At 63.3% G+C, this 22,698-nt stretch carries 19 protein-coding genes; 5 read left to right on the top strand and 14 right to left on the bottom strand.

Going from position 1 to position 22,698, the window contains the following annotated elements; genetic code table 11:
• Positions 1 to 18 precede the first annotated feature (18 nt).
• The 3 genes from VFG40_RS01110 (at position 19) to VFG40_RS01100 (ending at position 4,421) form a co-directional block, all read left to right on the top strand.
• Positions 19 to 1,299, top strand: a complete 1,281-nt coding sequence (locus tag VFG40_RS01110; protein WP_324893987.1) for a nucleotide sugar dehydrogenase — start codon at positions 19 to 21, stop codon at positions 1,297 to 1,299.
• Positions 1,300 to 1,428: 129 nt separating this feature from the next.
• Positions 1,429 to 1,914, top strand: coding sequence for a hypothetical protein (locus tag VFG40_RS01105; RefSeq protein ID WP_324893986.1), 486 nt, complete (start codon positions 1,429 to 1,431; stop codon positions 1,912 to 1,914).
• Positions 1,915 to 2,009: 95 nt separating this feature from the next.
• Entirely contained in the window at positions 2,010 to 4,421 is a 2,412-nt protein-coding gene (locus VFG40_RS01100; protein ID WP_324893984.1) for an acyltransferase family protein, read from the top strand.
• Positions 4,422 to 4,542: 121 nt separating this feature from the next.
• Here the strand turns inward: VFG40_RS01100 and VFG40_RS01095 are convergent, their stop codons facing one another.
• From VFG40_RS01095 to VFG40_RS01030, 14 genes are all read right to left on the bottom strand, one after another.
• On the bottom strand, positions 4,543 to 6,735 hold the full coding sequence (locus tag VFG40_RS01095; RefSeq protein WP_324893982.1) for an ArnT family glycosyltransferase: 2,193 nt from the start codon (positions 6,733 to 6,735) through the stop codon (positions 4,543 to 4,545).
• A gap of 113 nt (positions 6,736 to 6,848) precedes the next feature.
• Positions 6,849 to 7,379: a hypothetical protein gene (locus VFG40_RS01090; protein ID WP_324893980.1), complete on the bottom strand. Its 531-nt coding sequence runs from the start codon at positions 7,377 to 7,379 to the stop codon at positions 6,849 to 6,851.
• Between the two features lie 38 nt (positions 7,380 to 7,417).
• Positions 7,418 to 8,332, bottom strand: a complete 915-nt coding sequence (locus VFG40_RS01085; protein ID WP_324893978.1) for a lysylphosphatidylglycerol synthase transmembrane domain-containing protein — start codon at positions 8,330 to 8,332, stop codon at positions 7,418 to 7,420.
• A 19-nt stretch (positions 8,333 to 8,351) separates the two neighbouring features.
• Positions 8,352 to 9,488 (bottom strand): dTDP-4-amino-4,6-dideoxygalactose transaminase, encoded by a 1,137-nt coding sequence (gene rffA / locus VFG40_RS01080; protein ID WP_324893976.1) that lies wholly within the window; start codon positions 9,486 to 9,488, stop codon positions 8,352 to 8,354.
• Between the two features lie 45 nt (positions 9,489 to 9,533).
• Complete coding sequence (locus VFG40_RS01075; protein ID WP_324893974.1) at positions 9,534 to 10,508, bottom strand: glycosyltransferase family 2 protein; 975 nt, start codon at positions 10,506 to 10,508, stop codon at positions 9,534 to 9,536.
• The gene (locus tag VFG40_RS01070; protein ID WP_324893972.1) at positions 10,505 to 11,146 is read right to left on the bottom strand and encodes a NeuD/PglB/VioB family sugar acetyltransferase; all 642 of its coding nucleotides are present in this window, start codon (positions 11,144 to 11,146) and stop codon (positions 10,505 to 10,507) included. Before VFG40_RS01070 ends, VFG40_RS01075 begins: the two co-directional genes overlap by 4 nt.
• Positions 11,143 to 11,784 carry an HAD family hydrolase gene (locus tag VFG40_RS01065; protein WP_324893970.1) on the bottom strand — a complete coding sequence of 214 codons (642 nt, stop codon included), beginning with the start codon at positions 11,782 to 11,784 and terminating at the stop codon, positions 11,143 to 11,145. Before VFG40_RS01065 ends, VFG40_RS01070 begins: the two co-directional genes overlap by 4 nt.
• Positions 11,784 to 12,749, bottom strand: coding sequence for an ATP-grasp domain-containing protein (locus VFG40_RS01060; protein WP_324893968.1), 966 nt, complete (start codon positions 12,747 to 12,749; stop codon positions 11,784 to 11,786). Before VFG40_RS01060 ends, VFG40_RS01065 begins: the two co-directional genes overlap by 1 nt.
• Complete coding sequence (locus VFG40_RS01055; RefSeq protein ID WP_324893966.1) at positions 12,746 to 13,567, bottom strand: NAD-dependent epimerase/dehydratase family protein; 822 nt, start codon at positions 13,565 to 13,567, stop codon at positions 12,746 to 12,748. Before VFG40_RS01055 ends, VFG40_RS01060 begins: the two co-directional genes overlap by 4 nt.
• 198 nt (positions 13,568 to 13,765) lie before the next feature.
• The gene (locus VFG40_RS01050) at positions 13,766 to 14,710 is read right to left on the bottom strand and encodes an electron transfer flavoprotein subunit alpha/FixB family protein (RefSeq protein ID WP_324893964.1); all 945 of its coding nucleotides are present in this window, start codon (positions 14,708 to 14,710) and stop codon (positions 13,766 to 13,768) included.
• 86 nt (positions 14,711 to 14,796) lie between these two features.
• Positions 14,797 to 15,543, bottom strand: coding sequence for an electron transfer flavoprotein subunit beta/FixA family protein (locus VFG40_RS01045; protein WP_324893962.1), 747 nt, complete (start codon positions 15,541 to 15,543; stop codon positions 14,797 to 14,799).
• 100 nt (positions 15,544 to 15,643) lie between these two features.
• Positions 15,644 to 17,728, bottom strand: a complete 2,085-nt coding sequence (locus tag VFG40_RS01040; RefSeq protein ID WP_324893960.1) for a glycosyltransferase — start codon at positions 17,726 to 17,728, stop codon at positions 15,644 to 15,646.
• Positions 17,728 to 18,576: a class I SAM-dependent methyltransferase gene (locus VFG40_RS01035; protein ID WP_324893957.1), complete on the bottom strand. Its 849-nt coding sequence runs from the start codon at positions 18,574 to 18,576 to the stop codon at positions 17,728 to 17,730. The genes VFG40_RS01040 and VFG40_RS01035 overlap by 1 nt, the downstream gene beginning before the upstream one ends.
• A gap of 28 nt (positions 18,577 to 18,604) precedes the next feature.
• Positions 18,605 to 20,236 carry an electron transfer flavoprotein-ubiquinone oxidoreductase gene (locus tag VFG40_RS01030; protein WP_324894071.1) on the bottom strand — a complete coding sequence of 544 codons (1,632 nt, stop codon included), beginning with the start codon at positions 20,234 to 20,236 and terminating at the stop codon, positions 18,605 to 18,607.
• 144 nt (positions 20,237 to 20,380) lie between these two features.
• On the opposite strand from VFG40_RS01030, the gene VFG40_RS01025 reads away from it, so the two are divergent.
• The gene (locus VFG40_RS01025; protein WP_324893955.1) at positions 20,381 to 21,778 is read left to right on the top strand and encodes an amidase; all 1,398 of its coding nucleotides are present in this window, start codon (positions 20,381 to 20,383) and stop codon (positions 21,776 to 21,778) included.
• Positions 21,779 to 21,878: 100 nt separating this feature from the next.
• Entirely contained in the window at positions 21,879 to 22,484 is a 606-nt protein-coding gene (locus VFG40_RS01020; protein ID WP_324894069.1) for an alpha-ketoglutarate-dependent dioxygenase AlkB family protein, read from the top strand.
• Positions 22,485 to 22,698 lie beyond the last annotated feature (214 nt).

Raw genomic sequence — 22,698 nt, 5'->3', positions numbered from 1 at the left:
CGCTTCAAGGAGACAACAATGAAAGAGCTTTCCAGTGCACGCGTTGCCATCATCGGCCTGGGCTACGTGGGCCTGCCGTTGGCGGTCGAGTTTGGTCACGGCCTCGACGTCGTGGGATTCGACATCAACCCGGACCGGATTCGCGAGCTCCGCGACGGGATCGATCGCACCCTGGAGGTGGAACCGGAGAAACTGCGGGCGACGAAGCGGCTCACCTACACCAGCAACCTCGACGACCTGCGTGACTGCAACGTCTTCATCATCACCGTGCCGACGCCGGTGGATACGGCCCGGCGGCCGGACTTCGATCCGTTGCTCAAATCCAGCGCGGCCATCGGCAGCGTGCTGAAGAAAGACGACATCGTGATCTACGAGTCCACCGTCTACCCGGGAGTGACCGAAGAGGTGTGCGTGCCGGTGCTCGAGAAGGCTTCCGGGCTTACGTTCAACCAGGACTTCTATTGCGGCTACAGCCCCGAGCGGATCAACCCGGGCGACAAGAAGCACCAGCTCACCACGATCATGAAAGTCGTCTCCGGCTCCACGCCCGAGGTGGCGGAGTTCGTCAAGAAGCTCTACGACAGCATCATCACCGCAGGTACCCACAAAGCCAGTTCGATCCGCGTGGCCGAAGCGGCGAAGGTCATCGAGAACACCCAGCGTGACGTGAACATCGCTCTCATGAACGAACTGGCGCGGATCTTCCACAAGGTCGGCATTGATACTCAGGAAGTGCTGGCCGCGGCTGGCACCAAGTGGAACTTCATGCCGTTCACGCCGGGCCTGGTGGGCGGTCACTGCATTGGCGTAGACCCTTACTATCTCGCCCACAAGGCGGCAATGCTTGGCTACAACCCGGAGCTGATCCTCGCCGCGCGCCGCATCAACGACGAGATGGGCCCGTACGTTGCCAGCCGCCTGATGCGCCTGATGGCGCAGAACCGCGTCAATATCGTCGACTCCCGGATTCTGGTGCTGGGCCTTGCGTTCAAGGAAAATTGCCCGGACCTGCGCAACACCAAAGTGGTCGATGTCGTCGCCGAGCTGAAGCTGACGCACGCCAGCGTGGAAATCTACGATCCCTGGGTCGATCCTGCCGAGGCCCGCCACGAGTACGACGTCGATCTGATCGAGGCGCCGGCGCCCGGGAGCTACGACGCCGTGGTCCTGGCCGTGTCCCACCGTGAGTTCGTGGGTGCTGACGCGAAGATCGACATCAACGCGATGCTCAAGCCCAACGGCGTCATCTTCGACGTCAAGGGTTGCCTGCCCCAGGCGGAAAACGTGGAGCGGCTGTAAGTGAGGCCGACTAATAGAGCGCACCGGGTAACCAATGCTGCCAAGTCGTCTGGCCATTGCTAGTGCAGTCGCATCAGAAAGTGCTAGTGCGTCCCTAATGATCCACTGACCAGGTCTCTTGTTATGAATATGAAATCGATTACCTTCATTGCTGCTTTTGCAGTTGCCGGCTGTAGTAACGATCATTCCTCGTCCCCTGCGGCACAGCGCGCTTCCCCGGTCGATCATGCTGCAACAACGAGCGGGGGAGCAGCGAAAAGACCGAACTCAACTCCTGGTATTGATTCACTTCTGAAGGTGCTTGGAAAAGAAGAAAAAATAAGCATCCGGTACGATCGCGTAGTCGAGGCCAAGACTGGCGACATGCAGCGGCAGGTATTCATAGAAATGCTAGGTGCTAGCGATCGCGAGGCCGACTCCGCGGTTACCAAGGCCTTTGCTGCTCAAGGATTGACACTGCATCGCGGGAAGGACGATGAGCACGGTGTTCGGCTGCGGTTCGTCAAGGCTCAAATGGAGCCGATCGAAGTGCTGATCCGCAGCAGGCAGGAAGGGCCAAAGCTCAAGGATCCCGCCGCGACATCGTCCGTTTACCTGCGGCAGACTGCCAAGTAAGCACGTCTATATCGTTCGGAGGCGTCACTTGACGTTCTTCGTCGCGCGTCTGTGACCGATGGAGCGGACGCCTGGTTACCTGGATCTCGGTACGTATGAAAGATAGCCAAGCATTTCGGCCCGAAATTCAGGGGTTGAGAGCGATCGCGGTGCTCGCAGTGCTCGCATTTCATCTTTGGCCGGCGGCGCTGCCGGGCGGGTATGTGGGTGTTGACGTTTTCTTCGTCATATCCGGCTATCTCATCACGGGACTGCTCCTGAAAGAGTACGAAGCAGCGGGAACGATCTCCGTAGCACGCTTCTATAGGCGGCGCATCCGCCGCCTTTTGCCGGCTGCTACGCTCGTGCTGATTGCTGTGACGGCTGGGGTGGCACTGCTCCCGGCGTCGCGATGGGAGGATGTTGCAAGGGACATCGCTGCCAGTGCGCTGTACGGGCAAAACTGGTGGCTGGCGCATCAGGCGGTGGATTATCTCGCATCCGAAAACGCACCGAGTCCCTTACAGCATTTCTGGTCACTGTCGGTAGAAGAGCAGTATTACATCGTCTGGCCGCTGCTGATCTTGGCGGCCACGCATCTCACCGGATGGACAGCGCGGCACCCGCGCAAAGCATTCGGCGTATTTGTCGCAATAATAGCCGCCAGCTCTCTGACCTACTCGGTTTACCTGACGCCGCGCAGCTCGGGAGTAGCTTATTTTGCAACTACGACGCGTGCATGGGAGCTGGCACTTGGTGGTGCCCTGACCGTCTGGCAAGGCTGGCAATCGTGGCCTCGGCGCGTATGCGTCGCCGCGGGCTACGTCGGCATTGCGATGATTGGGTGGTCCATCTGCGCTTACACGATTTCCACGCCTTTCCCCGGTTATGCGGCGGCGTTGCCGACCCTTGGCGCGGGTTTGGTGATCATTTCGGGGCAGGCGCCTGGCACCCTTGGCATCACGACAATCTTGGCCAGTCGTCCCGCGCAACTAATAGGCGACCTGTCTTATTCGCTCTACCTTTGGCATTGGCCAATTATCGTCTTCTATAAAGCACGATATGGCGACCAGATACCGCTGATGGGCGCGCTGTTGATTCTGGGGGCATCTTTTGGTCTCGCCTACGTCAGCAAGCGATGGGTGGAGGACCGTTTCAGGGCCGAGCCGAGGAAGCCTGGGCGTGTTTTCGGTCGCGCGTGGGCTTTGGCCACACTGTGCATTTCCCTATCCGTGCTCTTGGCGCTGAGCGTGTACGCGCTTGCACAGCAGCCGTCAGGCTCGGGTGACCTTGCGGCCACGCGCGACGAGGCGAATTACCCCGGCGCGAGAATGCTCACCGACCATGTCACACCGGCAGACCCCACCGCGCCATACCTTCCGAGGCCTACGGATGCGAAAAAGGATGAGCCTCTGGCCTATAAGGACCGGTGCATTACTTCTGTCACGAAGGACGATGTCATGGAGTGCCGGTACGGCAATCCTGATAAAAAAGCTTTCAGGATGCTGGTGGTCGGCGACTCGCATGCAGTGCATTGGTTGCCTCCGTTACGCGAGATAGCGAACCAGCAGCACTGGAATATGCGGGTGATCGTCAAATCCGCCTGCGCCTTCGCAGATGTTCACCCGGAGGACTTCGAAGACGATCAAACTCGTTTTTGTGCTTCGTGGAACCAGAAAGTGCTTAAAAGGATAGCCATCTACAAGCCGGACCTGATAGTCGTCTCTCAGTCAATCGGCTCTCTTTCACATCTGGTGAAAGGCTCTTCGGCGAAATCCAAGGAAGCACTTGTCTCCGCAATGCTCAGTGCGTGGGCCAAGGCCGCCGGCACTCATGGTTTTATAGCGGCTATCAAAGATACGCCCCGGCCTGGCCGCAATGTTCCAGATTGCTTATCCACTCCTGGCGCGACAATCAATGGTTGCGCGCAATCCAGAAAAAAAGCCCTGGACCATTGGGATCCGCTCGAGGTGGCTGCAGCTCGCATGGATAACGCCCAACTCATTAACCTGGACGACGCTATCTGCGGCGAGTTCACGTGTGAGCCGGTGGTCGGGAACATCCTGGTTTGGCGCGACTCACACCACATGACGGCTAGCTTTGCAAAGACCTTGGCGCCAGCGCTGGCAAAACGCTTGGTGCCCATGGTCGAGGCAAGAACTGGCGCCAAGGGTGAAGCATTCGCGGCACCAGCACAGGCCCCTGCATTCAATATCGAGGGAGTCGAAAAGCCTATCTACGACCGGGTCGTCAGATCAAAGTCCGGCCTCTACTTCAGGCGCCAAGTCTATGCGCTTAGAAGCACTTCAATCGAGCGAGCGGAGACGGCCGCCGAAGCCGGTCTCGGAAAAGGCGGCTACCAAAACGGTGAGTTCAGGTCAGTTCCCAGTGGCGCTGTAGCGCGCTTCTCGGGCGAAGGTCTCCCATTTGCCAACGTCAAGATCACCGCCTTGACGGCTCCCAGGAAGTCCATTCCCGCAGGAACACGGTTTCTTGTCTACGTGTCTTGGCGAGTGTCGCCGCGATAGGAAATGCGGGCGTTGTACCTCAGACCCCATCTGACGCACCGCGGCATCGCCTGCCGCGTCTTCCAGCGTGCGCTCTTTGATCAAAAAGGGGGCAATGCGAGGCCGCTGCGTCCGCGATGTGTCAACGAGCCGCATCCCCTTCGACTAGTCGAGGAATCCAGATTTCGACAAATGGGCTGTCCTTGGCGCTGGCGAAAGTTTTCTCCGCACGAAGTCTGAAACTAAGTTCCTGACATTTTCCCGGGACAAAAGCTTCGGGCATAAAGAACCTCCTGAAGTTCCTGCGAGAAAAGGGTATGCCGGTCTCGCCAAGCGTCTTTTCATTGACTGAAACGGTCAGCGTCATGGCATCAGAACCCGCGTTGCGCAAGGGTGCAAATGCGAAGAATTCCAAGTTGTTACGCTCCGGGTTCTTCAGGCAAACGCTTGTTTTCAGTGTGAGATGATCTCCTTTAGCCACCGGCGCTGGAAACTGCATTCTGGTTACTGTGCTTCCGGCGTGCCTTTGGATCCGGTCGCCATCTCCTCCGGCGTGTCTGATGTAGCTTTGAGAAAGTGTCTCCGGATCGTAAGAAGAGGGGTCAAAGGCCTCCGGTCTCGCATCTAGCAACTCCAACTCCCAGCGATCGTTGCTTTTTGGCAAGCGCTGGCTGGTTTCAAGCGACCAGTCCGACAAGATCTGACCAGAAGACGGGCTGTACGCCATGCTTGTCCCAAAAAGCAGGAGTGTCATGGCACCTGCCGCCAGCACGATGCCAGCTGCGGCGGTACCAATTCTCTGGCGAAAGGCCACATGCCAAGGAGTTCTCGCAGCGCGCGAGGCGGTTCCGTCAAACGTGCTGCCAATAACGAGGCAAATGGCCAGCCACACTGGGAAGATATTGAATGGCTTGTTTTCGAAAAGCAGCAGCAAGGTTGCCGCGAGCAACAGTATCGAAAGCGAGGCTGTCAGCACGGGAAGCGGCACCAGTCGTCGCGACGTCGCCAGCAAGCAGAGCGACCAGACAAACCAGATGCCAAGACCCATGGCGTATTCGCCAGCATAAACAAGCAGCAGGTGGCGCGATGTCTTCGGCAGACCGTCCGGATGGCGCAGCATCCAGTTCCAGTCAGCCGGATAGTGAAGCTCGAATAGGCGTTGCGCCTGACCAGCGAGGTGTGCTCCACGTTCGAGTGGTTCCAGCGTCCAGGCCGATAACGCCATGGTTTTGGCGAAATCGGTCGCCGTCTCGTCAGTCGCTTGCTCAACGCCAAACCGATCCCGGAACCGTGCATACCAGTCGCTCTTTCCATTCCCCATGCCACCGCTGTTGGCAGCAATCTTCATCATGAAAAGGGACGTCCGGGGGTTCGGATTCAGGCCGAGTCTGTCACCTACCTGCCCGGCCGCGACCATGCTGCCAAGGCACAGCGCCGCCACGAAAAGGCCTGTGCGTGCGCGGGATCGTTCGGGCGCGCTGCGCGGATCATCGTAAGAGCCAAGCCAGATGAGCACAGCTGCCCCGACCAATGCGACCGTAAAGATACTCCCGGTGCCACGCTGCAGCTCGGTCAGATAGGCGAGGAGCCCCGTCACTACAGCTAAGGTCGCGCATCGGGCGATAGAGGGAACGCTTTGGTCGCGGCGGAACACAGCCAGCGTGAGTGTCCATGCCGCCGCCGAAAAAAAGAACAGGCCCCAGAGGTCGTGGCTCGGTATTAGCGTTGCGAACGCTGGCATTGGCGCGGCGAGAAACAGCAAAGATGCAGCTTGTGCGGCCTGGTGGCTTTTCACGCGGCGCAGGATGTCGTATCCAAAAAGTTGGATTCCTGTCAAAAGCACGACATTTGCCAGCTTGAGCATCAAGATCGAATCGGGACCGAACAATCTGATGATTGCGTAAGGAATCAGCAGTGCGCGGGAGTAGTAGGGCCCGGAGAAGCCGCCGTACTTGTGCTCCCGCACCATCTCTTGAGCGTGTTGCCAATAGCGCAGATAGTCAGTGCCCCAAGACGGTCTCACGAAGGCGACGAGCAGCAGGTGCACGACGACCCCGGTGCCGATCAGTGCCGGGAGGAACAGGGCTGGTCGAAATGGTTGTGGTCTCCGGCTCGTGCGGTGCGAAGTGACTAGCACCGCAGCAACGACCAACGCCATCAGCACTGCAGCGAGCCAAAGTAGCGGGCTTGAGGCGAGTCCTTTTGCCAAGGGAGCCGTTGCAGCTGCCGTGGCGACAAGTCCCAATGCTTCACCGGCAGCCAGCAACAGCAGGGCCGCTGTGATGGACGAATTGGCAAGCCAACGAATGGTTCGTGCTGCGATCTTCTTGATCATGAGCGGTACCGGTTAATGCATCGAACGAGTGGCCTCGACAGATCGTTAGCGAGACCGTCGGAATTATGTTTGTGCCCCGCGTCGAGGGGGGGGCTGCGTTGATCGAACAGCCTTCAACTCTTGTTATAGGAAGTTGCCCATTCCGCCAGGGCCTTTGTTAGCTCTCCCTCGGCGTTGCTGAGCGCCCAGAATCTGGAGAAGTCCTGGTGGATGGCTTCCATCCGCACGTGGCAAGCTTTCGGCTTTCCCTTGAGGAATGCGCGGATGTTGCTGTTGACCGTCGACACATAGTCGCGGCACATCGCCAGCGGATCCTTTGGCGACGTCATGCAGATCTGCTCTGCGTACGCCCGCATGATCGAGCTTCGCAAATGCCAGCGCCGGTTGAAGCTCTGCGCGGTGGCTTCCGGGTCCCGCGTGAGATGCACATAGAAGGCGCTGTCGCCGTACTTCTCATCCAGCCTGCCGAGGAACCAGCTGAGGCGATTGTCCACTTCGATGTGCGCGTCGGGATAGGCAAGCCTTTCGTCACCCAGCCGGTTGACCCGACTTTCGTGCGCACTGGTGAAATTGGTGATGTGTGCGCACGCCTTGGCGAAGGTGACGGAGCCACAGCGTCCGGTGCAGAGCACGAATATGTTCACTACAGGTCTCCGGCGGGCAGCAGCCCGCGGTGATGCGGCTAATGCGGGGGCTTACGCAGCTGCCTTATCAGGGGCAACAGGCAGGCGACGCCTACCAGCACGATGATCGGAGTCAGCAGGCGCAGGGCAATGGCACCCGCTTCCGCCTGCGCCGGGGTCTGGCCAAGCCAGAGCAGCAACCCGCGGCTACTGAGCTCCGAAACGCCGAGCCCGCCCGGGGTCATGCTCACCACCACCGCGAGCATCACCGCACCCAGCAGGATAGCCACCTGGTGCCAGAGGATCGGTACGTTCATCGCCTGCAGCGCGATCCACCAGAGCACGCAGTAGAGCCCCCATATCGGGAGCGACAGCGCCGCCGCGGCTACCGTGCGAGGCAGGTGGAGCAGCACTTCGACGTATGGACGCAGCCTTGCGGGCAAGGGCAGCCGCCGCGCGACGTGGCTGCCTATGAACGCCCCGAGCAGGGGGATGCACAGCGCGGGCAGGGCAGCCCACGCAATGCCGAATCGTACCGACAGCCCCGCCAGGCACACGCAGCACATGGTGCCGAGATCGAGCATGCGCTCGACGAAAAATGCCGACACGCCCAGCCGCCAGGCCGAGCCGTGATGGTCGGGAATGAGCCGGATCTTCACGATCTCACCCACCTGGAACGGCGTGAGCGACGCGAGCCCGGCGGCCGCTCCATTGGCGCAGAACGATTGCCACAGCAGACGCGGCGTCGGCCTCATGCCGAGCACCACCAGCCAGCGCCAACCGCGCAACAGTGCGATGAGGAGCAGGAGCGGAGCGCCGGCCCCCACCAGCAGACCCGCGCGCAGATGCGCCAGCGCCGCCGCCACGCTGGACCAGTCGAACAGGCGCGTCGTCGCGGCGATGCACGCGACCACGATGAGCGTGACCACGCCGTTGCGAAGGGATCTGCGCAGTTTCGCCTGCCGCACGGTCATCCGGCGTATGCCGCCGAACTCATTGCTTCTGCGCCGCGAGCGCGGCGTGGGCGCGATCCATCACGCGGCTCTGATGTTCTTCCAGTCCCACCCACAGGGGCAGCCGGACAAGCCGCTCGCTCAGAGCGTCGGTGTAAGGCAGCGTGCCCGAGCACCTCCCGAAGGTCCTGCCGGCGGGCGAGCTGTGCAGCGGGATGTAGTGGAATACCGTCCCAATGCCCTCGGACTTCATGCTCTCGATGAAGGCAGTGCGTTCGTCCAGGCTGTTCAACACCAGGTAGTACATGTGTGCGTTGTGAGTGCAGTCCTTCGGAACCACCGGTCGCCTGAGCAGACCTTCTTCCTCCAGCGGCGCGGCCCACTCGTGATAGCGATCCCAGATCTGCAGGCGGCGGTCTGTAATGGCCTTGCCCTGTTCCAGCTGTGCCGCCAGAAACGCCGCGATCAGTTCGCTCGGAAGATAGGACGAGCCCACATCCACCCAGGTGTACTTGTCTACCTGACCACGGAAGAACTTGCTGCGGTTGGTGCCCTTCTCCCGAATGATTTCCGCCCGCTCTACGAGGGCGGCGTCGTTGACGAGCAGCGCGCCGCCTTCACCCGAAATAACGTTCTTCGTTTCGTGGAAGCTGAGCGCGGCCAGGTCTCCGATACTCCCGAGGGGTCGCCCTTTGTAGGTGGAAAAGATGGCCTGCGCAGCATCTTCCACGACCTTCAGCCCATGACGTCGGGCGATGGACATGATCGTGTCCATTTCGCACGCCACTCCCGCGTAGTGCACGACACAGATTGCCTTCGTGCGAGAGGTGATCGCCTGCTCGACGAGGGTCTCGTCGATGTTGAACGTATCGGGACGGATATCCACGAAAACCGGCACTGCGCCGCGGAGCACAAACGCGTTCGCTGTGGAGACGAAGGTATAGGAGGGCATGATCACCTCGTCTCCTTCCTTCAGGTCCAGCAGGATCGCCGCCATCTCCAGCGCGGCAGTGCACGAGTGAGTCAGCAGCGCCTTGCGTGACCCGATTTCCCGCTCGAGCCAGGCACTGCAGCGCCTGGTAAAGGGGCCATCACCCGAAAGATGGCCGTTCGCGTGCGCCTGCACGATGTAGTCGAGTTCCTGGCCGGTCATGAACGGCTTGTTGAAGGGGATCATCGAAGTGCTCGCATGGAGAGGGGATTCCGCAGCCGTCGCCGCAGGTCAGGGGAGCGGCGCTGGACCGGTCTTCGTCGCACTTGGCTGAAGGTTGGTGGTACGGCGGATCGAGTAGAGCGGGCGTTGCTTGGTCTCGCGATAAATCCGGCCGATGTAGAGGGCGGCAATGCCGATGAAGAACAACTGCGCGCCAAACCCGAGCATGAGCAGGCTCAACAGCGAGGGCCAACCTGCCTGGAAATCAACCATCGTCAGCTTGAGTGCGATCACCACCAGCACCGCGAGAACGCCGAGGCACGACGTCATGGCGCCCAGCTTTACTGCCACTTTCAGCGGCAGCTCTGAAAAGTCGAGTATTGCGTCGAGTGCGAGGCGCATCTTGCGCCTGAAGTTGAACTTCGACGTGCCCGCAAAGCGTTCACGCTGGTCGATGACCAGGGTCGAGGCGTGCATGCCGATGTGCAGGAAAATGCCCTCGATGAAGCGGTTCTGCTCGCGGTAGAGCAGGAACTGGTCGGCAAACCGCCGATTGAAAATGCGCATCACCGCCAGCCCTCGCGGTATCGCCAGGCCGGTGAACCGCTCCAGCACCCACCAGAACAGTCGGGAGAACAGGCGGTTGGCGAAACTGTCCATCTTGGCCCGCCGCACGCCCATGACCAGGTCGTAGCCTTTGGATATCTCCGCGATGAAACGCGGTATTTCCTCGGGCGGATCCTGCAGGTCGGGGTCCATGTAGAGGAGATAGTCGCCGGTCGCATGCTCGATCCCCGCAGTGACCGCCGCCTGCTTGCCGTGGTTGTAGGAAAACTCGATCAGCTTGATCCGATGATCGTCGTGGGCAAGCGAGCGGATCAGCTCGATCGTGCGGTCCTTGCTGCCGTCATCGACAAACACGTACTCGTAGTCCATGTCGATCGTCTGCAGCACCTCGCCCGTCTCCTTGAGGAACTGGACAATGCAGTCCTCCTCGAAGAAAACCGGCACAACGAGCGACAGCGTGGCGCGCGACCCGCTCATGCGGAGGCCCTCTTGTGTATGGCCGGAACACCGACGTAGAGCCCCGGATCGGCGATGGACGCAATGACAACGGCCCCTGCACCAGTGCGGATCCCACTGCCTACGGTCACGTTGTCGATCACGACTGTCCCGATGCCCAGCGTCGAGGCCGGCGCGATGCGCACGAACCCGGCGAGCCTGACGCCCGGTGAGAGAAAGCAGCCGCGACCCACGTGGCTGTCGTGCGCGATGACGCACCCCACATTCACCACCACGTTCGCGTCAATGGTGACGCCCATGTCCAGGACACAACCAGGGTAGATCACTGAGCCGGGACCAATACGGCAGGTCGGATCGACGATGGCAGAGGGGTGAATAACGGTCGCAAAGGGAATCCGGCCCTCGAACTGCTCGAAGATCCGGCTCCTTGCTGCAAGGTGCCGGTAACCGATCGCCACAATCAGTGCATCAAATGCACCGCCGGCATGGGCAGCGGCGACATCTTTGACGCCACCGAGCACCTGCGCGTCGGCGACCTGACTGCCTGGCTGCCTCGTGTCGTCGAAAAAGCCTGCCAGCTTCCATTGTCCAGTAGCGCAGGCATGGTGGGCGATCTGGATGCCCAGGTCGCCAGCACCGACGATGGCAAGTCGTTTCATAGCAGCGTCACGACCTGGCTGAGGGAAGTGATGCGGGGGACATTTGCATGAGGATAGAGATTGTCCCTGTCGATGAGCGCTGCACGGATGCCCATGCTCAGGGCCGGTTCGACGTCCAGCCGCATCGAATCGCCGATGTAGGCGATTTCGCTTGCTTCAAGCGCAGCGGCGTCCAGCATGCGCTCGAAGAACGCAGGCGCCGGCTTGCGCAGCCCGATCTGCTCCGAGCCAAGGACCCAGCTGAATTGGAGATCAGGAATCAAGGCCAGTGTGTCCGACAGCTGCGTGTTCCAGTTGGAAAGCACGCCCAGCGGGACATCGAGCACCGTGAGGTCCGCAACATCGTCGAACGGGCGCCACGGCAGGTAACTGCAGGCGCCGAAGAGTTCGTCCAGCAGCTCGCGCTTCGGCAGTACACCGAGTGACCGCAGCAGCTCGCTGTTGAACTCGTCGTAGAACTCGCGCGACGTCCGGTCGGGGAACGACTTCGCCTCGGACAGGAACCGGTGCTGCCGCAGCAGGACATCGAGGTCTACCTGCACACCGTGACGCTTGAGCACCTCGGCCATGCTTGGATAAAGCGCAGGCTTGTGCACGAGTGTGTTCGCCGCGTCCAGGAATAGCGCCTTGATGGCCATCAGCTGATCCTGAAGCTGTCGGAGCGGTCGCGGATGTCGGCCAGCGACAGGCCTGGGTAGATCACGTCCATCATGACGCGCAGGGCGCTGCCACGGGTAATCCGCGGCTCCGGCAATGGTTCACCCAAAAGGAGCTCCCTGACCGCGTAGGCGACATCCGGGAAACCGAACTGCGACCGGACGGAGTTTGTGCCCGAAATGCGGCAATTGATCTCGAAAGGCACGATCCCGCGCGGCGTCACGCGGCTCTGTATGTTGCACGATCCGCGGAACGGGAATGCGCGGAGCATCTTGTCCAGCAACAGCGCCAGCTCCTGATCGTGCTCGACGACGACTTCGCAGCGGCTTGTGTTCCCTTGTTCGAGATGGCGCTCCAGCGTGATGAAGCCGTGCAGCGAGCCATCCTGCTTCACATAAAAGGTCGTGGTGAGTTCGGGTCCGTCGAGGTACTCCTGCACGACGTAGGTGTCGTCGAATCCGGACGGTGCGGGAGGATCCACATAGATGTTCCGCGACCCTCGACCTTCGCGCGGCTTGACCACGGTCTTGGCGAACTGGCCCCGGTATTCCGACGGAAGGCAGGAGGCGGCAAAGGCGACGCCGGCCTCCTCGAAACGCTGAAAGTTGACGAACTTGTCCAGGCAGAAACCCACGGTCTGCGCTGGTGATACAGCCACTCTGCTCTGAAGCTCGTCGCGGTGCAGGGACAGGTAGTAAGCCTCGTAGTCGGTGCTCGGCAAGATCAGTCCGGCGTCATGATCGCGTTCCACCTGCTGGATTGCCTGGACGTAACCCGGGTCATAGGCGAACGGAACCTCATGGACGTGATCGCAAAGATGGTTCCCTGCGCTGATCCGCTCCACGTTCACGCCGATGATCTGGAGATCCAGCGCCATGTTGCGGATGTTGCGCAGGATGCCCTGGCCTACCACTCCGCCGATTCCGGTCACGATGATGGACTTCATGCGGCGATCATCCGGGCGAGGGTTTCCTTCAGGCTGACGCGCGTGGTCACGCTCCGGCTGAACGTGTCCTGCGCGTATTCAAAGGACGGGCTGTGATCGACACCTTCTTTCACCACCGATGCTCCGGTCAGATCGGCGAGCAGCTTCGCCACTTCCAGGTTGCTGTGCGAACGTTCACCAATACCGTGCCCGACAAACGATCCAGGCATCGACGCGGCAAGCAGGCACATGTGTGCAGCATCGCCGACGTCCACATAGTTCTGCAGCCGGGTTCCATCTCCCCGAAGCATGATCCGACCCGCCTTGGCGCCCGCGACGGCGGCAGGAATAAAGCTGCCGGGACGCATGCCGGTGCCGATGATCGACGCGAACCGGATCGCCGCATGGCTCGCCGCCTGCCGTGCCACGCATTCACCGGCCAGCTTCGCCAGCCCGTACCGACTCGCGCCGATGGGCGCCGCATCAAGCGCGACCGGCAGGCTCGCGGGAGTGCCATAGACAGCCACGGAGGAGGCATACACGTGCCTGGCCTCAGGATAGGCCTGGACCAGACGAGACACGAGGTCGACGTTGCTTCTCAACAACTCCGCGTTTGGCTTGTCATGGTCCGGCGGGATACAGGCGGCAAGGTGGAAAACCACGTCGACGGCGGGGGTCTCCCGGATCAACACGTCCAGCGAGTCGAACGTCCGTATTGCTCGCGTATGGGCCGCGGGTTGTGCTCGTACGAGGGCGAAGGCCTGGTAGTCCGCGGGTAGAGCCGCCAGGAGCGTTTGTGCAAGAAACCCGTTCGCACCGGTGATGAGCGCCCTCTGCATTGCTTGTCCTCCGGTGGCATGTCGCGTGGTTCCCTCATGCCCGGAAGTACCCGCGCGCTCTGATCGGGCACCCGTCAGCCCATTAGTTTAAGACAACCCGCCCCACCTGCCGTACGACGGACTCCCACCGGCTACCTTCGATCGGACCTGATCGGTCGGCAACGCGCCGCCGACCGCAGCTGGCGTGCCGTCTGGCCATCAGCCCAGGCTTGCTTCCAGCTCCGGCAGGATCTTGAAGAGGTCACCCACAAGGCCGATGTCCGCAATCTCGAAGATCGGCGCTTCCGCATCCTTGTTGATCGCCACGATGGTGCCGGCGTCCTTGATCCCGGTGAGGTGCTGGATGGCACCGGAAATGCCAATGGCCATGTACAGCTCCGGCGCGATGATCTTGCCGGTCTGGCCCACCTGCATTTCGTTAGGGCAGTAGCCGGCATCCACTGCGGCGCGGGACGCACCCACGGCGGCGCCGATCTTGTCGGCGAAGGTGTAGATGATGTCGAAGTTTTCCTTCGAGCCGACGCCGCGGCCGCCGGAGACTACCTTGCTGGCACTCTGCAGGTCCGGGCGGTCGCTACTGCCCTGCTGCAGGCCGACGAACCGGGTGTGCGAGGGCAGGGCGACATCGATGCTCAGCGGCTCGATCGGTGCGGGGCTGCTGCCGTTGCCGGCGGCCGACCACGAGGCGGTACGGATCGTCGCCACCACGGTGTGTGCCGCATCGGCCTCGACCGTGACGATGGCGTTGCCGGCGTAGATCGGGCGCTTGAAGGTATGTGCGCCCTCGACACTCATGACGTCGCTGACCTGGGCCACGCCCAGCAGTGCCGCCACGCGAGGCGCCAGATCCTTGCCGAAGGTGGTGGATGGGGCGAACACGTGGCTGTACCCCTGCGCAGCTTTGGCCACCTGCGGCGCCAATACGGCAGCCAGCGGGTGCGCGTTTTCAACACGGGCGACGGTCAGTACGCGCGTGACGCCGTCAACCTTGGCGGCCTCGGCGGCGACGGCATCGACCTGGTCGGCCAGCACGAGCACGTCGATGGCCTCGGGCTTGACGGCGGAGGCGGCGCTCACGGCGCGCGCGGTAGCGGGGTTGAGCTTGCCGTGCAGGTGCTCGGCGATGACGAGGATCTTGCTCATGAGGTTCTCTCCGGTGGATGCGGGGGCAATGTGGCGTGGCCACTCACCCCGACCCTCTCCCGACGGGGAAAGGGAGAATACGGGGGTTAAAGCAGACCTTTCTGCTTCAGCGCGGCGACCAGTTCGGCGGCGTCCTTCACCATCACTCCCTTGCTGCGCTTTTCCGGCGCCGCGTAATGGGTGGTGGTGAGGTGGTCATGCGACGCCACGCCAAGCGACTCGAAGTCGATCGTGTCGATCGGCTTGGATTTGGCCTTCATGATGTCCGGCAGCTTGATGAAGCGCGGTTCGTTGAGGCGCAGGTCCGTGGTGATCACGGCGGGCAGCTCGGCCTCGATCTGCTCCAGCCCCGCGTCGACCTCGCGCGTGACCATGGCCTTGCCATCGGCGATCTCGACCTTGCTGGCAAACGTGGCCTGTGGCCGCTCCCACAGAGCGGCCAGCATCTGGCCGGTCTGGTTGGCGTCGTCATCGATCGCCTGCTTGCCGAGGATCACCAGACCCGGCTGCTCCTTCTCGATCAGCTTCAGGAAGACCCGGGCGGCGGTCAGCGGCTGCACGGCGTCGGCGGTCTGTACGTGAATGGCGCGGTTCGCGCCCATGGCCAGGCCGTTGCGCAGGTGGGCAGTGAGGTCCGCCGGACCGATGCCAACCACCACCACCTCGTCGGCCACGCCCTTCTCGCGCAGGCGCAGCGCCTCTTCCAGCGCGATGTCGTCGAACGGATTGGCGGAGAGCTTCACGCCGTCGGTCACCACGCCGGTGCCGTCGGGTTTGACCTGGATGCGTACGTTGTAATCCACGACGCGCTTGTAGCCGACCAGAATCTTCATCTGCGGGTTCCTTGCCTTGGCGGTGCCCTGCGGGCCCGGGGAAAACCCTGATTCTACCTTGGCCGCAAACGCATGTATGAAGAACCGCCCCTACACCGGCTCACGCCAGCGTGCGGCGCAAGGTCTCGCGGGCGGCATCGAAGGAAAAGTGTGCCCTGACATTCGCCAGGCCGCCCTCGGAAAGGGTTTGCCAGAGGGCTTCGTCGTCGTGAAGGCGGATGATCGCCTCTGCGAACGCGCCAGCATCGTCCGCCAACAGCACGTCGCGGCCGTGGTTCAGGCGCATGCCTTCGGCGGCAATGGTCGTGGCGACTACGGGCAGGCCGTAACTCATCGCCATGTTCACCTTGCCCTTGACGCCTGCGCCGAAACGCAGAGGCGCCACTGCGATGCGGCAGTCGCGCATCCACGGCGACAGGTCCTCGACCCGGCCATGGATGCTCACCCCCGGGCGGCAGATCCTGGCGCGCTCCACCTCCGGCATGTCCCCGACGAGATGCAGCACGATGTCGGGTCGGACCGCCTGGATGAGGGGCATGATCTCGCCGACCAGCCAATGGACGGCGTCCACGTTCGGCGTGTGGCCGAACCCTCCGACGAAAACCAGTCCACTACGTCCCGCGAACGGGCCCAGCCGGCCATGTATTTCATGCACGTTGGAAAGCAGTTCCACCCGGGCGGCCGGGAGCCGTTGACGAAGCATGGCGTGCTCCACCGGGCTCACCACGAAGGTGGCATCGGCGGCCGCTATGAGGGCCAGCTCGCGCTGTTGTGAAACGTTCGCCTGTCGCGCCATGGCCGCACTGCCCTCGTGCTCCGCCGCACGCTGCTCGCGGAGGAAATGCAGATCCACCGTGTCGAACAGGATCCGCGCCTGCGGCGCGATGCGGCGGATCAGCGGGAGGTGCGGCTCGGCAATGTAGTGCCGGCAAAGCATCACTGCGTCCACCGTATGCCCGTTCTTTGCCAGCCACGGCGCCAGGGCGGGTGCCCATGGCACACACAACACATGGACGCCGAGCCGTCCGAGCTGGAGGATATTGGCGGCGCTCGCGCGGCGATTGTCCGCCATGAAGGTGATCCGCCAGCCTTGCTCGCGCAGCAGCCGCATGATGTTTACCAGACGCAGCGAGCCGGAGTCTCGGGTCGGCTCCGGGGTGAGCGCGTCCACGATCAGGATGTGGCGTCCGGATCGATGCTCGATCGCCTGCTCCACCCGGGCGCCTGGCTGGGGCTGTCGTGCCAGGGAGGTACCCCACTTGTCCTGGAATGCGGCGCGATTGATGGCCTGGTATTGCTTCACGCCAGCGAAAGGGTCCAGCCCGGAGCTGACCCCTTCGCAATGGATGACCAGGCTTTCCGGCTGGTAGAGCACCCGACGTCCCGCCTGCCATGCGGCAAAGCAGATATCCATGTCTTCGCAGTACGCAGGAGCGTAGCGCGCGTCGAAGCCGCCAAGCGTGTGGAACAGTGCCCCATCGATCATCAGCGCCGCACCAGAAACGTAATCCACGTCCCGACGACGCAGAAAGCGAGGATCGTCCCGTTTTTCGAAACGCCCGACGTTCCAGGCACTGCCGTCGGCGTAGATCAGTCCACCGGCTTCCTGCAGGCGACCGTCCGGATATACCAGGCGGCTGCCCGCTATGCCGCAGCAGGCCTCCTCCTCGAAACAGTCCAGCAGCCGGTCGAGCCAGCCTGCGGTGACCTGGGTGTCGTTGTTCAGGAACAGCAGGTGCGTGCCGCGCGCTTCCGCGGCTCCGGCGTTGCAGCTGCCGATGAAGCCGCGGTTGCTGGTCTGCACCAGCACACGCAAGCCGCTGACGTCGCGCAATGCGGCAACGGTGTCATCGGGCGATGCATCGTCGACCACGATGACTTCAAAGGGAGCGTCAGCGCCGTGCAGCGCGATCGAACGCAGGCACGCCAAGGTGTAGTCCACCTTGCCGTACACGGGAATGATCACCGAAACGCGCGGTGCGTCGGAGGTAGGCAAGCCGAAAGGATGTCTTGACGCATCGCGCGACAGCAGCGTAAGTGATTCATCGGCAGGCGCCCGCCGCTCGAACTCTTGCGAGATGCGCCTCCATGTGCCGCGCCACCCTCGCTGGGCGACGCTGGAGAGCACTCGGCGGACGAGGTAGAGAAGACGCCTGGCGCGCCATCGCAACTGCTGGGTGGGCATTAGGTACCGGAGGACTGGGAACGAGGCTTGAGGCGGGCTGCAACCAGCGCGCTGGCGCCGAAGCGGATGGTTTCGCCGCGCATGACCTTCTGCAACTCGGGCCTCAACAGCCTCTCGAGCACGCGCACCATGAGGCCCTCGCTCGTGCCGTGTTCGGCGGCCGTGGACAGAACGCTGTCACGCCCCCGGCCGAGGCGATAAGGGAGCGCGCGCAGCAGCCACTGCGGAAGCACCAGCGGTTGAAAGAAGTAGCTGATGTAGTCAATGACGAATCGCTCGGAGAGCAGCGCCTGCAGGCTGCGCCTGGTGTGTCGGCGAAAGTGCCCTGCCGACACATCGGCGCCGGACCACAACCACGTGTGACAGGGCACGGTCAGGTAAAGCCTGCCGTCAGCGGCAAGCAAAGGCGCTATCTGATCCAGGAATCCGCGATCGTCCTCGATGTGTTCAATGACGTCGAACATGCCTATGGCGCCAAACGTCCCCGGCTTGAATCCGGCGTCCTCGAGCAACGCGCACGCAACGTTGTCGATGCCGCGTTGCTTTCTTGCGTTGAGTGCCCCCATCGGGCCCGGCTCGATCAGAACCACGTCACCGCCCAGCGCGATCAGGCGCTGGGACACGTAGCCGTTCCCGCCTCCGATATCGAGCAATGTTCCGGTGTAGGGAAAGCGGGTAACCAACGCCGCGATGCAGTCGTTGCGATGCCTGAACCAGAATGACCGGTCCTCCACCTGAAAGCAGTCGGCATGGCCGGTCTGCGAGTACGACACATCACCCACCCGCGGGCCGACGTAGATCCCCTGGCTGTTCCGCACCAGGCGGTCACTTACATCCTCTATCCGCATGCCTTGCCCTCGTGGCGACCTCCGCCTCTTACATGTTCTGGTAGTTGGGCCCCGAGCCGCCTTCCGGCGTCACCCAGTTGATGATCTGGTAGGGGTCCTTGATGTCGCAGGTCTTGCAGTGCACGCAATTGGCGGCGTTGATCTGCAGGCGCTTGCCCGCTTCGTCGTCGACGATCTCGTACACGCTGGCGGGGCAGAAGCGGGTGCAGGGGTTGCCGTATTCCTCGGCGCACTTCGTCACGCAGATGGAGGTGTCGGCCACGTGCAGGTGGATCGGCTGGTCTTCCTCGTGCTCGGTGGCGGCGAAGTAGACGCCGGCTAGGCGGTCGCGCGGCGGCAACTCGCGCTGCACGTAGTCGCGGCGGGGTTCTTCGTGTTCTCCGATCTTGTGCAGTGACGACCAGTCCGGCTTGTTCTTCAGCGTCCACGGCGAGGCGCCACCGACGGCGGTCTCCCAGGCGGCATTGAGCATGCCGAACCACAGGCCCTTCTTGAAGCCGGGCTTGATGTTGCGGACCTTCTTCAGCTCGGTCATCACCTCCGAGCCGCGCAGGGTCGCGTCGAAGCCGGCGGGCTTGAGCTCATGGGCCGCCAGGTGCTCGGCGGCGAGCATGCCGCTCCTGATCGCCTGATGCGTGCCCTTGATCTTCGGCACGTTGAGCAGGCCGGCGGTATCACCGATCAGCAGCGCGCCGGGCATCTCCACCTTGGGCAGTGACTGGTAACCGCCGGTGACGATGGCGCGCGCGCCGGCGGAAAGGATGGTGCCGCCCTCGAGCAGCGGCTTCATCATCGGGTGGTTCTTCCACTGCTGGAACGCTTCCCACGGCTGGTAGTTTGGGTCGGTGTAGTCGAGGCCGCTGACATAGCCCAGCGCCACGCGGTCACCGTCCAGGTGATAGAGGAAGCTGCCGCCGTAGGTGCGCGTGTCGGCCGGCCAGCCGAAGCTGTGCACGATCTTGCCCGGCGTGACGCGTCCGGCCGGCAGCTGCCACAGCTCCTTGATGCCGATGGAGTAGCCCTGCGGGTCGCTGTCCTGGTCCAGCGCGAAACGCTTGATCAGCTGCTTGGTAAGGCTGCCGCGCGCGCCTTCGGCCAGCACGGTGACCTTGGCCTTGATGTCGATGCCCTGGGTGTAGCCGGCCTTGTGGGTGCCGTCCTTCGCCACGCCCATGTCGCCGATCTGCACGCCGGCCACTGAGCCGTCCTCGTTGTAGATGGTGTCGGCGGCGGCGAAGCCGGGGAACACGTCCACGCCCAGCGCTTCGGCCTGCGGCGCCAGCCAGGCGCACATGGCGCCCAGCGAGACGATCACGTTGCCGTGGTTGTTCATGCCCGGCGGCACCGGCAGCTTGCGCCCGCCGGTCTTGCTGAGCAGCCAGAACTCGTCTTCGGTCGCGTCGACGCAGATCGGCGGCGGGTTCTTCCGCCAGTCGGGCAGCAGCGCGTCGAGCGGGCCGGTTTCGATCACCGCGCCGGAGAGGATCTGCGCACCGATGGTCGAGGCCTTCTCGATCACACATATAGATGTGTCGGGCTGGAGCTGTTTCAGGCGGATCGCGAAAGACAGACCCGCGGGGCCGGCACCCACGACGATCACGTCGTATTCCATCGTCTCGCGTTCGCTCATCGCTGGCTCCGTTGTCGCCTGGCTGCACACAGGGGACACCGTGCGCAGCGGTATTGAACAAGACGCCCATTGTCGGTGGTCGCGCGTCGCGCGGCAACGCGTGCTGCGCCACCGCTTGCAATCGTTTCACGCAGCGCGGTGATAATCGTCGGACACTGAACACGGGGAGTCCGAATGAATGCATTGCCGCCGATCGCCGAACTGGACATGCGGCGCGCCACGCTGTGTCAGCTGCTGCACTGGCTGGCGGCCGAGCGCGTGCAGCCGCAGGTACTGGCCGACGTTTACCTGGAGGCGATCGAGCGGATCAATCCCCAGCTCAACAGCTACGTCGACGTGCGCGGCAGCCTGGTGCAGGAGCAGGCGCGCACGGCCGGCAAGCGCCGCCGCGATGGCGTGATGGGTCGCCTGGACGGCATCCCGATGGCCCTTAAGGACAACTTCGACGTGGCCGGATGGCCCACCCGTGCAGGCCTTCCAGGCCGGGTCGACGCGGTGGAGCACGACGCCCACGTGGTGGCGCGACTGCGTGCGTCCGGTGCGCTGCTGGTCGGCAAGACCAATATGGACGAGGGCGCGCTGGGCGCGTCGACCGACAATCCCCATTCCGGCCCCACCCACAATCCGTATCGCCACGGCTACAGCGCCGGCGGCTCGTCCGGCGGTGCGGCCGCGGCGGTGGCTGCCGGCCTGGCGGTGGCGGCGGTGGGCTCGGACAGCCTCGGCTCCATTCGCATCCCGGCCAGCTACTGCGGTATCTACGCGCTCAAGCCGACCCACGGCGAGATCTCCGCGCGCGGCATGGTGCCCGCCGCGCGACGGCTTGATGCGGTTGGCCTGCTGGCGCGTGGTGTCGATGACCTCACCGTGCTGCTGCAGGTGCTGGCCGGCTACGACGCCGACGACGCCCGCTCGCGCCGTCGCCGGGTGGCTTTCGACCTGCCGGACTGGGAGCCGGGCCGGCTGCGCGCGGGCTTCCTGGGAAACCTGGCCGAGGCGGGTGTCGCTGCCGAGGTGCAGGAGGTGTTCGATGCGGCCATGGACAAGCTTCCGCGAGAACTGGGCGAGCGCCGCACCGTCGACTTCAGCGACTGGGACTTTGCCCGCACCCGTCGCGCGGGGCTGCTGCTGATGGAGGCGGAGATGCTGGGCACGTTCGCCGCCGATCTGGCGGATACGTCCCACCCGGTATCGGACCGGTTCCGCCGGATGCTCCAGTATGCGGCGCAAAAATCTGCCGGCGACTACGCCAATGCCGACCGCGTGCTGGACGCTGCCACGCTGAAGATGCGCCGGCTGTTTGCCCAGGTCGACGTGCTGATTCTGCCGACCACGCCGCAGGGTGCGTTCCCGCTGGACGGGCCGACACCCGATTCGATTGCCGACCTCACCAGCTTCGCCAGCCTCGCCGGCTGTCCCGCCGTCAGCCTGCCGATGGGCACGCTGCCCAACGGGCTGCCGATCGGGCTGCAGCTGGTGGGCGCACGCGGTTCGGATCTGCGCCTGCTCGAGCTGGCCGGGGTCATCGCCGCCACGCTCGACGCCGAGCCGGTCTATCCGGCGATCGCCTGAGCCTCGTCGGCAGCCGGGGCGGAAACGACGGCGTGCATACAGGGGCTACATGCGGGTCTGCTCGCACCGCAAATGGACAGGTCCGCCGGTGGCCGCGCTGATGTGGCAGACGCTGCCCCTGCCCGGTGCCGAGCTGGCCCTGATCCCGCACTGGCTCGCGGCAGATGAGGCAGACGCCCTGCTTGCACAGCTGAGCGCCACGATCCGGTGGGAGCAGCACCGCATCCGCATGTTCGGGCGCGAGGTCGATTCGCCGCGGCTCAGTTGCTGGATCGGCGACCCCGGCACCAGCTACGTCTACTCGCGCACGCGGTTCGAGCCGCATCCGTGGCCCGATGCCCTGCGCGAGCTGCGCCGGCGCGTCGAGCACGCATGCGGCGCGCAATTCAACAGTGTGCTGGCCAATCTCTACCGCGACGGCAGCGATGCCATGGGGTGGCACAGCGATGACGAACCCGAGCTTGGCGTCGCACCGGTGATCGCGTCGGTCAGCCTGGGCGCGCAGCGGCGCTTCGTGCTTCGCCCACGCCAGCGCGACGAACGTGGCATGCGCGCCCGCTCCACGTTGCCGCTGCCGCATGGCAGCCTGCTGCGCATGGCCGGGGCCACGCAACAGCTCTACCAGCACGCCCTGCCGCGCACGACGCGGGTGACCCAGCCACGCCTCAATCTCACCTTTCGCCGGATCGTTCGCCCCGAGAGCTGATCGAGCGGAATGGTCGGGCGCGTGCCCTGCACCCGGGCGGTCAGGCTGGACCGCGCGGCGTCCGGTCTGCTGCGTGGCGTTTCGGGCCAAGGTCTTTGAACGCCATGCTGCCAGCAGCTCCAGATCACCTTCAGCCGCGACGCGGCGAACGCCTGCACCAGCCCCGCGGCGGGCGCCTCGCATTGCCCGGGGTGCTTGCCGGCGGCGATAATCA

This window comes from Dyella sp. (assembly GCF_035685805.1).
Lineage (GTDB): Bacteria > Pseudomonadota > Gammaproteobacteria > Xanthomonadales > Rhodanobacteraceae > Dyella_A.
The sequence above is the reverse complement of the archived record's forward strand: the minus strand, read 5'-3'. Positions and strand labels throughout refer to the sequence as shown.